The following is a 13,796-nucleotide window of genomic DNA, read 5'->3' as shown; positions in this document are numbered from 1 at the left end:
CATGCGTTCGGACGGACGGTCGGACAGGCCATAGGACGGGCGTTACCCGAATGAGTTGCACTCTTCTGGTGAACGGTAAAAATGTCCAGCCTGTGACGATGCAGAAATAAAGAAAAGGCTCAATAAATGACGAAGGCAATCGGCCTTTTTTTACTGCTGGCCATGGCGATCCAGATCATCCGGCCGCTTGGTCTGCCGGGCCTTAAGAAAAGAGGCGATTGCTGGAAGATTGCGGTTGCCGCCTTTGTTATCTGGTCGGCGACGCTGCTTCTGCGTCCATAACGAAAAAGCCGCCCCAGAGGGCGGCTTTTGTTTGACCAGATGCCTGTGGCGAGGGGCCTCAGGCTGCCTTTTCGAGTTCCTGTTTCCAGTTGCCCTTGGCGGCAAGGCTGTTCATCGCGGCGCGGTGTGTGAAGGCGCGCTGGCCGGCGGCAACGTTTTCCTGCTTGCCGCCCCATGTTTTGAGGGCCGTATCCTGAAGGGCGCGGCCGTAGGAATAGGTCAGCGACCAGGGCAGGTCGTAACCGGCATTCATGGCGGAGAGATGGGCGGTTGCCTCTTCGGAGGACTGACCGCCGGAAAGGAAGGCAATGCCCGGAACGGCGGAAGGCACGGTCGCCTTCAGAACCTTCACGGTCTTTTCCGCCACTTCCTCGACGGAAGCCTTGCGGGCCTTCTTGCCGTCGATGATCATGTTCGGCTTGAGGATCATGCCTTCAAGGTTCACGCGGGCGTCGAACAGATCGGCGAAAACGGTCTGCAGAACCCATTGCGTGACTTCCGCACAGCGGTCGATGTCGTGCGTGCCGGGCTCGCCGTCCATCAGCACCTCGGGCTCCACGATCGGCACGATATCCGCCTGCTGGCAGAGAGCGGCGTAACGGGCGAGCGACTGGGAGTTTGCCTTGATCGAACCCCAGCTCGGACGCTGATCACCAATGGTGATGACGCCGCGCCACTTGGCGAAACGGGCGCCGGCTTCATGATATTTGCGCAGACGCTCGTAAAGACCATCGAGGCCTTCGGTGATGAATTCATGCGGGTGGAAAGCCATCGGCTTGGCGCCGATATCCACCTTGATGCCCGGCAGGCTGCCGGCCGCCTTGATGATATCCACGAAAGGCGTGCCGTCGGCGGCCTTCTGGAACAGGGTTTCTTCATAAAGAATGACGCCGGAGATATATTTCTTCATGGCGTCGTCGGAGCGGAACAGCATTTCGCGATAGTCGCGGCGGGCGGTCTCGGTGGATTCCAGATTGATGCTGTCGAAACGCTTCTTGATCGTTCCTGTGGATTCGTCGGCGGCGAGCAGGCCCTTGCCGTCGGCGACCATTTTGATTGCAATGTCTTCGAGACGTTCGGTCATTTGCTATTCTCCCAAGGCACAATAAATTCCCGATAACAGAAGTTCCAGGGCAGGGAAATGGCACGCTAACTCATTGAAACGATTGAAATGATTTCAATCGTTTGAAACTTTTCCTCCCATGTGCACTTACCAAAAAACAAGGCCGGACAAGCATGGCTTGTCCGGCCTCGTGTCAGGCAAGTAGGATAAGTTTACTTGGCGGCGGCCAGGATGGCAACGCCCGGCAGTTCCTTGCCTTCCATCCATTCAAGGAAGGCGCCGCCAGCCGTCGAAACATAGGAGAAGTCGTCGGAAACGCCGGCATGGTTGAGTGCGGCAACGGTGTCTCCACCGCCGGCGACGGAAACGAGCTTGCCGGCCTTTGTGCATTCCGCCGCGTGTCGTGCTGCGGCGACGGTCGCCGCGTCGAAGGGTTCGATTTCGAAAGCGCCGAGCGGGCCGTTCCAGACCAGCGTTTCGGCGCGGGAAATCCAGGCCTTGATGCTTTCAACCGATTTCGGGCCGACGTCGAGAACCATGGCGTCGGCGGGAATGGCGTTGATGTCGACGATTTCATTGGCCGCACCGGCCTTGAATTCACGGGCCACGACGCCGTCTTCCGGCAGCACGATGGCGCAGCCGGATGTCGCAGCCTCGATCATGATCTGCTTAGCGGTTTCGGCCAGATCATGCTCGCAAAGCGATTTGCCGACCTGCGCGCCGCGGGCGGCGAGGAAGGTGTTGGCCATGCCGCCGCCGATGACCAGCGCATCGACCTTCTTGACGAGGTTCATCAGGAGATCGATCTTGCTCGACACCTTGGCGCCGCCGACGATGGCGACGACCGGGCGAACCGGCTGGCCGAGGCCCTTTTCCAGAGCCTCAAGCTCGGCCTGCATGGTGCGGCCGGCATAGGCGGGCAGATGGCGTGCAAGGCCTTCGGTGGAGGCGTGGGCGCGGTGGGCGGCGGAGAAGGCGTCGTTCACATAGATATCGCCATTGGCGGCCAGAGCCTCGACGAAGGCCGGATCGTTCTTTTCTTCGCCCTTGTGGAAGCGGGTGTTTTCCAGAAGCAGGATATCGCCGTCATTCAGTTTAGCGATAGCATCCGCCGCCGGTGCACCGATGCAATCGGCTGCGAAGGAAACGGCGTGATCCAGCACTTCCTCGACGGCAGGCACGATCTGGGAAAGCGACATGTCGGCCACCGGTTCGCCCTTCGGACGGCCGAAATGGGCAAGCAGAATGACTTTCGCGCCCTTTGAGGAGAGTTCCAGAATGGTCGGCGCAACGCGTTCGATGCGGGTCTTGTCCGTCACTTTTCCATCCGCGACCGGCACGTTGAGATCAACGCGGAGGAGAACGCGCTTTCCGGCAATGTCGTTAAGGTCGTCGAGGGTCTTGAAAGCGGGCATAGGTCGATCCTGATGTTGTTGCGAGTTCGGCACGGACCATACTATGCCTGAATGCCGACGCAAGCCGGTCAGGCCTCATTTTCTCTCACTGTATTCGCAGGCGCGGGGGCGCTTTCCTCAACGCCGGCGAGGCTCGGCTGGCGCTTCTCTGCCAGATAGCTGCGCACACGGTTGAGGATTTCCGAAAAGCTGATGAAGATCGGCAGGCTGGTGGCCGGCTCCACCGGTTCGAGGGAGATGCCCACACCCGTTATCGCCTCGTGTTCGTCCAGCGTGCGGACGATCAGGACGATGGAGCCGAGGCGTACGCGGTCGGCATAGTCGGCCTTCCCGGCAAGACGCGCTTCGATGAGTTCGGCAACGCTCATTGCCTGTTCAGCGGGCGAAAGCAGGCCGGGACCATAGGCTGCGTCCAGCTCCTTCGCCGGGCGGGCGGGCGAGATCGCGAAAGTGCCAAAGAAATCGGCGTCGTCATCGGCGACCGGCAGAGCGCTCGCAAACAGCCGGTCGATCAGGCGGGAATAGCCGGGTGCGATGAAAAGATAGACGAGATCGTTCTCCCGTAGTCGCCCGGCATATTGATAGCGGATCGATTTGCCGTCGCGCACCACCAGCGACGGCATGGCCCAGCGCGGAATGCGCTCGCCCTGCATGATGGCGCTGCCCTTGGCGACCCGGTAGGAAATCAGTTCGTGATTGGCGGTGCCGGGCAGATCGACTTCCAGCTTGTCCACCTCGCCCATGCGTGGCGGCACGATCAGCCCGAGCCTTGTCGCCACCGGCTTGATGGTCCAGCCCTGTACCAGAAGTGACACCAGCACGATGATGAAGGCGGCGTTGAAATATATCTGGGCATCATCGAGCCCGCCGAGAATGGGCATGATGGCGAGCAGGATGGAGACGGCGCCGCGCAGGCCCACCCAGGCGACGAACGAGGTTTCCTGCTGGGTATAGTTGAAAGGCATGAGGCTGAGCCAGACCGCGAGCGGGCGGGCGACGAAGATCAGGAAAAGCGCCAGCAGCACGGCCGGAATGGCGATCGCCGGAAATTGCGACGGGGTGGCGAGGAGACCGAGCATGAGGAACATGATGATCTGGGCAAGCCATGTCAGCCCCTCATGGAAACGGCGAATGGTTTCCTTGGCGAAAATCCTGCGGTTGCCGGCAACGATGCCGGCCACATAGACCGCCAGAAAACCGCTGCCGCCAATTGTACCGGTGAAGGAGAAGACGAGCAGGGCCAAGGCCAGCACGAAGATCGGCGCAAGCCCGCGGTCGGCGGCGAAACGGTTGACGACGGTGGCGATCATGAGGCCGCCGAGCAGGCCGAAGATCACGCCAAGGCCCATCTGCTCTATGAAAAGCAGCAGAAAGCCGCTGTCTATGCCGGCCAGCCCCTGACCCTTGGCGATGATTTCCACAAGCGCGATGGTGAGGAAGATCGCCATCGGATCATTGGTGCCGGATTCAACCTCCAGTGTCGACCGCACCTGATCGCGGATATGAATGCCGCCGATGCGCAGCAGAAAGAACACGGCCGCCGCATCGGTGGAGGCGACGATGGCGCCAAGCAGAAGGCCTTCCAGCCATGAGAGCCCGAGCAGCAGGGCGGCTGCGCCCGCGAAAAAGACGGATGTTAGAATGACGCCCACGGTAGCGAGCGCCATCGCGGGCGCTGCAGACAGCCGGAAGGATTGTATGGACGTGCCGAAGCCGGAATCGAAAAGGATGACGGCAAGGACGAGCGAGCCGAGCATATAGGCGAGCGGGTTATTGGTGAATTCGATGCCGAGGCCGTCCACCCCCGCGACAAGGCCGATAACGAGGAAAAGCAGCAGCAGCGGCGCGCCGAAGCGGAAGGCGATGAGGCTGGAAAAAGCGGCGACGAGAACCAGAACAGTTGCCACCAGTAACAGAAGATAAAATGATTCCACGTCCACCGCCTCATTCAAACCGCGTTGATGGACCGCAACCCGTGGCGCAATGAATGCTCTGCGCGTCTGCAGTCAATGCGCCACGGGTTGCGGTCTGTCAGCGCTGTTTCTGATGGCGTTGAAAGGCGACGCAAGGCGGGGTGTATCGAATGATACGGCAGGGCCGAAGTGCATTGCGCACGACCGTTATCCCTCTGTTTCTTGTCCGTCTCAAAATGGACCAGACAAAGGCAGGAAATGGGAATTTTTTCGGCCTGCGGGTGAAAACATTCTGGACAGCTGACGGCAAATATCTTTGGCGAAATTAGATTTCGCCGATGCCGGCTACACGTAACATAGAGACAATGCAGGCGGGTTAGGTGTCGCTTCCGGATTTACTTGCATCGTGACCGGAGCAATCGGATGAAACAAATATCTACCCTCATACTATTGGCGGCAGCCTCGATTGTTTCGGGTTGCTCGAGCACCGAGCAGACAGCTGAGAATATGGCCGCGCAACGCGAACGCTGCCGGGTCTTCGGTTATTACGAAGGTTCACGGGATTTCGCCGACTGCATGATGAAACTGTCCATGCAGCAGAGCGAGCTGAGGCAACAGACTTTCGATACGATCTGGCGAGGCGCCAGCTCGGATCACATCATCATCAACAATAAAAAATGATGGATGGCATGCGTCATCCGTCCGGCTTAGGCACGCTTTGCGGCCGGTGATGGTTTTCGATCCGAAGCGCCCCTTCGCCTTGCTTCTGGATCGATGCCGGCGGGTTTCCTCGTTCCCGCCGGCATTTTTTGCAAATAAAAAGCCGGCAGGATTGCTCCTGCCGGCTTTTTGATAAGCGGGGTCTTGCTTAGATGGTCTTCGCGAAGGCGACGGCCGTATCCGACATGCGGTTGGAGAAGCCCCATTCGTTGTCGTACCAGGACAGGATGCGCACGAACTTGCCTTCCATGACCTTGGTCTGGTCGTTCGCGAAGATCGACGAATGGCTGTCATGGTTGAAGTCGCGGGAAACCAGCGGCTCGTCGGTGTAGCCGAGAATGCCCTTCAGCTTGCCATCGGCTGCGGCCTTGATCGCTTCGTTGATTTCCGCAACCGTCGTGTCGCGCTTGGCGAGGAACTTGAAGTCGACGACCGATACGTTCGGGGTCGGTACGCGGATCGACGTGCCGTCCAGCTTGCCCTTGAGGTGCGGCAGAACGAGGCCAACGGCCTTGGCGGCGCCCGTCGAGGTCGGGATCATGGAAAGGGCTGCGGCGCGGGCGCGGTACAGATCCTTGTGCATGGTGTCCAGCGTCGGCTGGTCGCCCGTATAGGAGTGGATCGTGGTCATGAAGCCATGATCGATGCCAACGGCGTCATCGAGAACCTTCACGACCGGCACGAGGCAGTTGGTGGTGCAGGACGCGTTGGAAATGACCAGATGGTCCTTCGTCAGCTGGTCATGGTTGACACCGAAGACGACCGTGAGGTCCGCGCCGTCAGCCGGAGCCGAAACGATGACGCGCTTTGCGCCGGCCGTCAGGTGTGCGGCGGCCTTGTCGCGGGCGGTGAAGATGCCGGTGCATTCGAGCGCGATGTCTACACCGAGTTCCTTGTGCGGCAGGGTTGCCGGATCGCGAACGGCCGTGACCTTGATCGGCTTGCCACCGCCAACGACGATGGTGTCGCCTTCGACCTTCACATCGGCCGGGAACTTGCCGTGGATCGAGTCGTAACGCAGCAGGTGGGCGTTGGTTTCAACCGGGCCGAGGTCGTTGATGGCAACGACTTCGATATCGGTGCGGCCGGATTCGACGATGGCACGCAGAACATTGCGGCCGATGCGGCCGAAGCCGTTAATGGCAACTTTTACAGTCATTTACAGTCTCCCGAACAAGAATGGGCGTGGTCTTTGCTGAATGGTGAGGGCCTGGAAAGCCCTCACGCAAGTTTTGCCTCGGCTGCGGCGACGACGGCTTCCGCCGTGATACCGAAGTGCTTGAAGAGATCCTTCGCCGGCGCAGAGGCTCCAAAGGAGTGCATGCCGACGAAAGCGCCGTCGTTACCGATGAAGTAATCCCAGCCGTGGCGAATGGCGGCTTCCACCGCGATCTTGACCGGAGCCTTGCCGATGATGGCGTTGCGGTAGGTTTCCGGCTGTTCCTTGAAGAGCTCGAAGCAGGGAACGGAGACGACGCGGGCGGAAACGCCCTTGTCCTTCAGCGTTGCGGCGGCCTTCAGCGCCACTTCCACTTCCGAGCCGGAAGCGAAGATCGAAACCTTGGCGTCGCTTGCGGAGACGAGTTCGTAAGCGCCGTAAGCGGAGAGGTTCTTCTCTTCATATTCCTTGCGCGAAGGCGTCAGGTTCTGGCGGGTCAGCGCCAGCGCCGAGGGACGGTGCTTCTGTTCCAGCGCCAGCTGCCAGCATTCCGCCGTCTCGGTTTCATCCGCCGGGCGGAAGAGGAGAAGGTTCGGAATGGCGCGCAGAGCTGCGATCTGCTCGACCGGCTGGTGGGTCGGGCCGTCTTCGCCGACGCCGATGGAATCATGCGTCAGAACGTGGACGACGCGGATGCCCATCAGCGCGGCAAGGCGGATCGACGGACGGCAATAATCCGAGAAGATCAGGAAGCCGCCGGCATAGGGGATGAGACCGCCATGCAGTGCGATGCCGTTCATGGCCGCGGCCATGCCGTGTTCACGGATGCCGTAATGCAGGTAACGGCCGGAGAAATCCGTCGGGGTGATGGACTTCATCTGGCTGGTCTTGGTGTTGTTGGACGGCGTCAGGTCAGCCGAACCGCCAATCATTTCCGGCAGGATGCCGTTGATGACTTCGAGCGAATCTTCCGAGGCTTTACGCGTGGCAACGGTCGGGTTGTTTTCGATGATCTTCTTCTTGAAGGCATCGATGGAGCTGTCGAAGTTGCCGGGCAGGTCGCCGGCAAAGCGACGCTTGAACTCGGCCTTCTTGCCGGCTTCAGCGGCTTCGAGGCGGGCTTCCCAGTCCTGGCGCGTCTTGGTGGAGCGCAGGCCGGCGAGACGCCAGGCGTCCAGCACGTCTTCCGGAACCACGAAGGCTTCGGCTTCCCAGTTCAGGTGCTTGCGGGTGGCCGCGATTTCCTCGGCGCCGAGCGGGTTGCCGTGCACCTTGTGGGTGCCCTGCTTGTTCGGCGCGCCGAAACCGATGACGGTCTTGCAGGCGATGAAGGTCGGGCGGTCGGACTTCTGCGCGGCCTCGATGGCGGCGGCAATCGCGTCCGGATCGTGGCCGTCGACGCGGATGGTGTTCCAGTGAACGGCCTGGAAGCGGGCGATCTGGTCGGTGCTGTCGGAAAGGCCGACTTCGCCGTCGATGGTGATGTTATTGTCATCCCAGAACAGAACGAGCTTGTTGAGCTTCAGGTGGCCGGCAAGCGCGATGGCTTCGTGGCTGATGCCTTCCATGAGGCAGCCGTCGCCGCACAGCACGTAGGTGAAGTGGCTCTGCAGGTCGGAGCCGAATTCCTCTTCCAGCTTGCGCTCAGCGATCGCCATGCCGACGGCGTTGGCGATGCCCTGGCCGAGCGGACCGGTGGTGGTTTCGATGCCGGTGGCATGACCATATTCGGGATGGCCGGCCGTCTTGGAGCCGAACTGACGGAAGCGTTTGATCTCGTCGATCGTCATGTCCTCGTAGCCCGTCAAATAGAGCAGCGAGTAAAGAAGCATCGAACCATGGCCTGCCGACAGCACGAACCGGTCGCGGTCCGCCCAGAGCGGCGCCTTGGGATCGAATTTCAGGTAACGGGTGAAGAGAACGGTGGCGACATCGGCGGCGCCCATCGGCAGACCGGGATGGCCTGAATTGGCCTTCTCCACTGCATCCATGGCAAGAAAGCGGATCGCATTTGCCATCCGGTTGTGTTTGTCGCGAGAAATCATGGCTTTTCCGTCTGTTTCCGGGTGAAAGGAGATAGTTTTACGCAACTATCCAAAAAGCGGGTTGATCCATAGCAGGTGAGGCAGGCAAGTCAATAAATCCACGGGCGTTTGCGGTTCGCTCAGGGAGAAAAAATCGTTTAGAAAACCGGGCATCCTGACAAAATTCGTGCGATATGGACTGGCGTCTCTTCGTTCATCCACAGAGCAAAACGCCTCAATGCACTGGTTTGATTGACGGGATGGTAAATCGGGTAATAACCTCGTGATTGTTGGGAAGGCCTGAAACCGGACGATTCGGCCGGTGGTGTGCGAGTTGGAAAAAACGATGTCGGCTGAGAAGACCGTACAATCTGCGCTGACGGAGCTGAATGCTGCCATCACAAATCTCGAAAATGCCATCGATATGCGTATCGAGCGGCAAAGGGAGACGGGCGAGATCGACAATGAGGTCAAGCGGGTCCATGTGGACCGCGCCAGGCTCGCCCACGAGCTTGACCAGGCCGAATTTCGCGCCAATCGTCTTGAAGAAGTCAACCGCGAGGTTTCCCGCCGGCTGGTAACGGCCATGGAGACGATCCGCGCGGTGCTGGATCGATAGGAGCGGTTTCATGGCGCAAGTCACTGTTATGATCGACGGCAAGGCCTATCGCATGGCATGCGAGGCGGGACAGGAAGACCACCTGACCGATCTCGCCACACGTTTCGACCGCTATGTCGGCCACCTCAAGAGCCAGTTCGGCGAGATCGGCGATCTGAGGCTCACCGTCATGGCCGGTATTATGGTGATGGACGAGCTTTCCGAACTTAACCGCAAGATCGACAAGCTGGAGGGGGAGGTTGCGGCCCTGTCCCGTAATCGTGACGGCATGGCCGAGCACAAGGCGAAATCGGACGAGATAGTGGCGCTTGCCATCGGTGATCTGGCCGACCGTCTGAACGGGATCACCGAAAAACTGCTGGCGCGGCCGAAGCCCGCCGCGCATTGAGCGGGTGCAGGTTTCTGAGGCGGCAAAATTTCGCGCCGCACCCTCTGGCGATTTTCATCGATCCGTCCTATATCTTGAATGCGTTCTGCGCTTCCCGACAGGAACCACAATCCCTGGGGCCATACTCGATCCAAAGGGAGCTGTCCCTGGCCAGTCCCGTGGGGCTGGACACACGGTGCCCACCTACTTTTGTAGGCGCCCAGGATCGTAAATCTCCATCGGTCGCCGTGGATCGCGCTTGAAGTTTCGGATCAACCCCCGGGGCTTCCCTGTACCCTTGATATATTCGACAGTCATTTTTCATAACTGCCGGACGCGGCTTTTTTATATTGCCGTCATTGCAATGGCGGAACAATTCCCTATTATCCGGATTGGTATGTCTGTCATGCCCTTTAAAAAAGGGCGCTGCGGTCAAAACCGCGACGTGCCGTTCAACAGCCCAAAGAGCTAAACTTGTTTACTGAAATTATGATCGTGGTCCTGCTCACCGTACTGAACGGTGTGCTTGCCATGTCCGAGCTTGCCGTTGTCTCCTCCAGACCGGCGAGGCTCAAAGTGCTTGCCGCGCAAGGCAGCAGAGGCGCCACCATGGCGCTCGGCCTTTCCGAAAATCCCGGACGTTTCCTTTCCACGGTGCAGATCGGCATCACGCTGGTCGGCGTTCTGTCCGGTGCGTTTTCCGGTGCCACACTCGGCGCCCGGTTTACAGCATGGCTTTTGGAGCAGGGCGTTCCTGACCGTGCTGCCGATGCAATCGGTGTGGGTTCGGTGGTGGTCGCCATTACCTATCTGTCGCTGATCGTCGGCGAGCTGGTGCCCAAGCAGATCGCGCTGCGCGATCCCGAAAAGGTTGCCGCCCGGGTCGCGCCAACCATGGTGATGCTGTCGCGGGTCGGCGCGCCGCTGGTATGGCTGCTCGACAAATCGGGTAAGGCCGTTCTCGCCCTTCTCGGCCATAGCGGTGAATCCAACGCATCGGTCACCGACGATGAAATCCGCACGGTTCTGGCCGAAGCCCATAGCGCCGGCGTGATCGAGACCGAGGAATCGGCGATGATCACCAGCGTCATGCGCCTTGCCGACCGCAATGCGCGCGGCTTGATGACGCCGCGTCGCGATGTGGAAGTGGTCGATATCGAAGACAGCGCCGAGGAAATCCGCGAGCAGCTCCGCCAGACGCAGCGGTCGCGCCTGCCGGTGCGCAATGGTGCCTCGGACGAAATTCTCGGTGTGCTTTTCGCCAAGGATGCCTTCGATGCGCTGGCCTCCGGCAAGGAACTCAACATTCGCGAGCTTCTGCGCGAGGTTCCCGTCGTGTCGGATCTGACAAGCGCGGTGGATGTCATCCAGTCGCTGCGTCGCTCCACCGTGCACATGGTGCTGGTCTATGACGAATACGGCCATTTCGAAGGTATCGTCAGCTCCGGCGACGTTCTGGAAGCCATTACCGGCGCGTTCCAGGAAGACAATGACGAAGAGCCGGCCATGGTCGAGCGCGAGGACGGTTCGTTCCTCGTCGCCGGCTGGATGCCCGCCGATGAATTCGCTTATCGCATGGGTTTCCAGATCGATGAGGACGCCGAATTCGAGACCGTTGCCGGTCTGGTTCTGGACGAGTTCCGTCGTCTGCCGGAACTGGGCGAACACGTTACCCGCAACGGCTGGCGTTTCGAGGTCATCGATCTCGATGGCCACCGCATCGACAAGGTTCTCGTGAGCCGGGCTGCCTGATGCCGGGCGACGTTGCCGAAAAAGCGAGGCTGCGCGGCGAAAGGCTTGCCGCGCGCGACGCTTTGACGCTGACGGAGCGCGAGCAGAAGAGCCGGTCCATAACGGCTCATGGCGCCTCGGGCATTCCTTTTGGGCCGGGCACCGTCATTTCCGGCTTCATGCCGATCCGTTCCGAGGCCGATACCCGGCCGCTGATGGAGGCGTTGCGCGAACGCGGCGGGCGCCTTATCCTTCCTGTCGTGCTGGATCGTGAAACCATTGTCTTCCGTGCCTTTGAAACGGATACGCCGCTGGTGAAGACCGGCTTCGGCACGACTGGCCCGGGTGAGGATGCGGAAGTTCTCGATCCGGATATTCTGCTCGTGCCCCTCTCCGTCTTCGATGGGCATGGGCAACGAGTCGGTTACGGCGCGGGTCATTATGACCGCGCCATTGCGCGTTTGCACGCCAGGGGAAAACAACCTGTTCTCATTGGCGTCGCATTCGATTGTCAGGAAGTGCCGTATGTCCCGGCGGAGCCGCACGATGTATCGCTTCACGCCATTCTGACGGAAAGCGGCCTACGCTGGTTTTCCGACCCCCTGTCGATCTCCGATAGTGGGCAAAAGGCGCTTTAGCACTTTTTAAAAGATGGATTACCCGCTAGAGGGGACGGAATTTTTAAAACATGCGCAAGATCGGGGCGGGTGAATGAGGCTTCTTTTTCTCGGAGACATGGTTGGCAAGACCGGACGCACGGCTGTCTGGGAACGATTGCCGGGGCTGATTTCCGATCTGAAGCTGGATTTCGTCATCGTCAACGGTGAAAACGCCGCCGGTGGCTTCGGTATCACCGAAGATATCTATCTCGAGACCATCAATGCCGGCGCCGATGTCGTCACCACCGGTAACCACGTCTGGGACCAGAAGGAAGCGGTTTCCTTCTGTGAGCGGCACGACCAGTTCCTGCGGCCCGCCAATTATCCTGACGGTACGCCGGGCAAGGGCTCGGGCATTTTTTATGCCCGCAACGGCGCGCGCGTGCTTGTCGCAAACATCATGGGCCGGGTCTTCATGCATCCGGAACTGGACGATCCCTTCAAGTCGGCGGAAAACATTCTTGCTGCCTGCCCGCTGAAGGAACAGGCCGACGCCATCATCTTCGATTTCCATGCGGAAGCGACGAGTGAAAAACAGTGTTTCGGCCATTTTGTCGACGGGCGCGCAAGCTTCGTCGTCGGCACCCACACCCATGTTCCGACGGCTGATGCGCAGATATTGAATGGCGGCACGGCCTATATGTCTGACGCCGGCATGTGCGGCGATTATGACAGCTCGCTTGGCATGGAGAAGGAAGAGCCGATCAACCGCTTCATTTCGAAAATGCCGAAAGGCCGTTTCGAGGCGGCGAGCGGGCCGGCGACGATCTGCGGCGTCGGCGTTGAAATCTCCGACCGTACCGGGCTTGCCGAGAAAATCGCGCCGCTGCGCATCGGGCCGCGGCTTTCGGAAACGCTGCCTTCCTTCTGGGCTTAAACTTCTGCCGGAAGCGTTCACAATGACGAGAGTGTAAGCTTTCCGCCGTTCTTGTAACTGGACGCCCCGCAAAACCTGCCTCATCCTCTCCACCTTCGCAAGTTCAGGGGAGTGGCATGATGCTGCGCGTGCTAATGCTTGCAATGACGGGGCTGATCGCCTGTGCGGGAGCCGCCTTTTCCCAGACGGCGGGCCGGCCTCCCGTCAGCCAGTGCCAGGCGATCGCCAGCAACATTCCCGGCGTCATGTTCGCGAGCTTCAATCCGCCAGGTGTTCAGCTGGCTCAGGCGACGGCAAAGGAAGAGGTGAAGATCAGCTTCATCGGCCATTCCACCTATCTGATCGAAAGCCCCGGCGGTGTGACCATCGCCACGGACTATAACGGCGTCTATCGACCTCCCGTCACGCCAACTGTCGTGACGATGAACCGGGCGCATTCGACGCATTTCACCCTCAATCCGGACCCAGCGATTCAATATGTGCTGCATGGCTGGAGCGATACGCCGGGAGAAAAGGCCGAGCAAAAGGTTCTGGTGGGCGATGTCTATATCCGCAATGTCGCCACCGATATCCGCAACCGCTGGGGTGATTACGAGTCGTTTCAGGAAAACGGCAATTCCATTTTCATCTTCGAGGTTGCCGGGCTGTGCATCGGTCATCTCCGCCATCTGCATCACGAGCTGACGGATACACATTATGCCGAGATCGGCCGTCTGGATGTGCTGATGGTGCCGGTGGATGGCGGTCTGACCATGGGTGCCGACAGCATGAGCCGGGTGGTCAAGCGCCTGCGCTCCGCGCTGATCCTGCCGATGCACCGGACCGGCCCGCCGCTGGAACAGTTTCTCACGATGTTCGGCGAGAGTTTCCGCATTGCCTATGCCACCGATCCGGTGATCCGGGTTTCGATGCGAAACCTTCCCCGCCAACCGCAGATACTGGTGCCGAAAGGCATGTAGCATGCGGC

13 protein-coding genes and 1 other RNA gene are annotated in these 13,796 nt (G+C 59.9%); 9 read left to right on the top strand and 5 right to left on the bottom strand.

Annotated elements, in window-relative coordinates; all coding sequences use genetic code 11:
- The first annotated feature begins 126 nt into the window (after positions 1–126).
- Entirely contained in the window at positions 127–282 is a 156-nt protein-coding gene (locus AC5YUO_RS18340; RefSeq protein ID WP_003506189.1) for a hypothetical protein, read from the top strand.
- Between the two features lie 58 nt (positions 283–340).
- Here AC5YUO_RS18340 and AC5YUO_RS18335 read toward each other — a convergent pair whose 3' ends face one another.
- From AC5YUO_RS18335 to AC5YUO_RS18325, 3 genes are all read right to left on the bottom strand, one after another.
- The gene (locus tag AC5YUO_RS18335) at positions 341–1,366 is read right to left on the bottom strand and encodes a class I fructose-bisphosphate aldolase (protein ID WP_496156252.1); all 1,026 of its coding nucleotides are present in this window, start codon (positions 1,364–1,366) and stop codon (positions 341–343) included.
- A 191-nt stretch (positions 1,367–1,557) separates the two neighbouring features.
- On the bottom strand, positions 1,558–2,760 hold the full coding sequence (locus tag AC5YUO_RS18330) for a phosphoglycerate kinase (RefSeq protein ID WP_496156251.1): 1,203 nt from the start codon (positions 2,758–2,760) through the stop codon (positions 1,558–1,560).
- Between the two features lie 68 nt (positions 2,761–2,828).
- Entirely contained in the window at positions 2,829–4,694 is a 1,866-nt protein-coding gene (locus tag AC5YUO_RS18325) for a potassium/proton antiporter (protein WP_496156250.1), read from the bottom strand.
- A gap of 486 nt (positions 4,695–5,180) precedes the next feature.
- Between AC5YUO_RS18325 and AC5YUO_RS18320 the strand changes: the two genes are divergently transcribed.
- The gene (locus AC5YUO_RS18320) at positions 5,181–5,354 is read left to right on the top strand and encodes a hypothetical protein (protein ID WP_496156249.1); all 174 of its coding nucleotides are present in this window, start codon (positions 5,181–5,183) and stop codon (positions 5,352–5,354) included.
- A 187-nt stretch (positions 5,355–5,541) separates the two neighbouring features.
- Here AC5YUO_RS18320 and gap read toward each other — a convergent pair whose 3' ends face one another.
- Positions 5,542–6,552 carry a type I glyceraldehyde-3-phosphate dehydrogenase gene (gene gap / locus AC5YUO_RS18315; protein WP_496156248.1) on the bottom strand — a complete coding sequence of 337 codons (1,011 nt, stop codon included), beginning with the start codon at positions 6,550–6,552 and terminating at the stop codon, positions 5,542–5,544.
- 62 nt (positions 6,553–6,614) lie between these two features.
- Complete coding sequence (tkt, locus tag AC5YUO_RS18310; RefSeq protein WP_496156247.1) at positions 6,615–8,597, bottom strand: transketolase; 1,983 nt, start codon at positions 8,595–8,597, stop codon at positions 6,615–6,617.
- Between the two features lie 325 nt (positions 8,598–8,922).
- Here tkt and AC5YUO_RS18305 point away from each other — a divergent pair, with 325 nt between their 5' ends.
- From AC5YUO_RS18305 to AC5YUO_RS18275, 7 genes are all read left to right on the top strand, one after another.
- Positions 8,923–9,195, top strand: coding sequence for a DUF4164 domain-containing protein (locus AC5YUO_RS18305; RefSeq protein ID WP_003506205.1), 273 nt, complete (start codon positions 8,923–8,925; stop codon positions 9,193–9,195).
- 10 nt (positions 9,196–9,205) lie between these two features.
- Entirely contained in the window at positions 9,206–9,583 is a 378-nt protein-coding gene (locus AC5YUO_RS18300; protein WP_400813731.1) for a cell division protein ZapA, read from the top strand.
- Between the two features lie 79 nt (positions 9,584–9,662).
- Positions 9,663–9,821, top strand: a non-coding RNA gene (gene ssrS / locus AC5YUO_RS18295) — 6S RNA.
- Between the two features lie 230 nt (positions 9,822–10,051).
- Entirely contained in the window at positions 10,052–11,314 is a 1,263-nt protein-coding gene (locus tag AC5YUO_RS18290; protein ID WP_400814023.1) for a hemolysin family protein, read from the top strand.
- The gene (locus AC5YUO_RS18285) at positions 11,314–11,931 is read left to right on the top strand and encodes a 5-formyltetrahydrofolate cyclo-ligase (RefSeq protein ID WP_496156246.1); all 618 of its coding nucleotides are present in this window, start codon (positions 11,314–11,316) and stop codon (positions 11,929–11,931) included. The genes AC5YUO_RS18290 and AC5YUO_RS18285 overlap by 1 nt, the downstream gene beginning before the upstream one ends.
- A gap of 73 nt (positions 11,932–12,004) precedes the next feature.
- The gene (locus AC5YUO_RS18280; RefSeq protein WP_400813736.1) at positions 12,005–12,829 is read left to right on the top strand and encodes a TIGR00282 family metallophosphoesterase; all 825 of its coding nucleotides are present in this window, start codon (positions 12,005–12,007) and stop codon (positions 12,827–12,829) included.
- A gap of 116 nt (positions 12,830–12,945) precedes the next feature.
- Positions 12,946–13,788, top strand: a complete 843-nt coding sequence (locus AC5YUO_RS18275; protein ID WP_496156245.1) for an MBL fold metallo-hydrolase — start codon at positions 12,946–12,948, stop codon at positions 13,786–13,788.
- Positions 13,789–13,796 lie beyond the last annotated feature (8 nt).

This window comes from Agrobacterium sp. LEGMi-208b (assembly GCF_059511785.1).
This window is presented reverse-complemented; position numbering and strand designations above follow the sequence as displayed.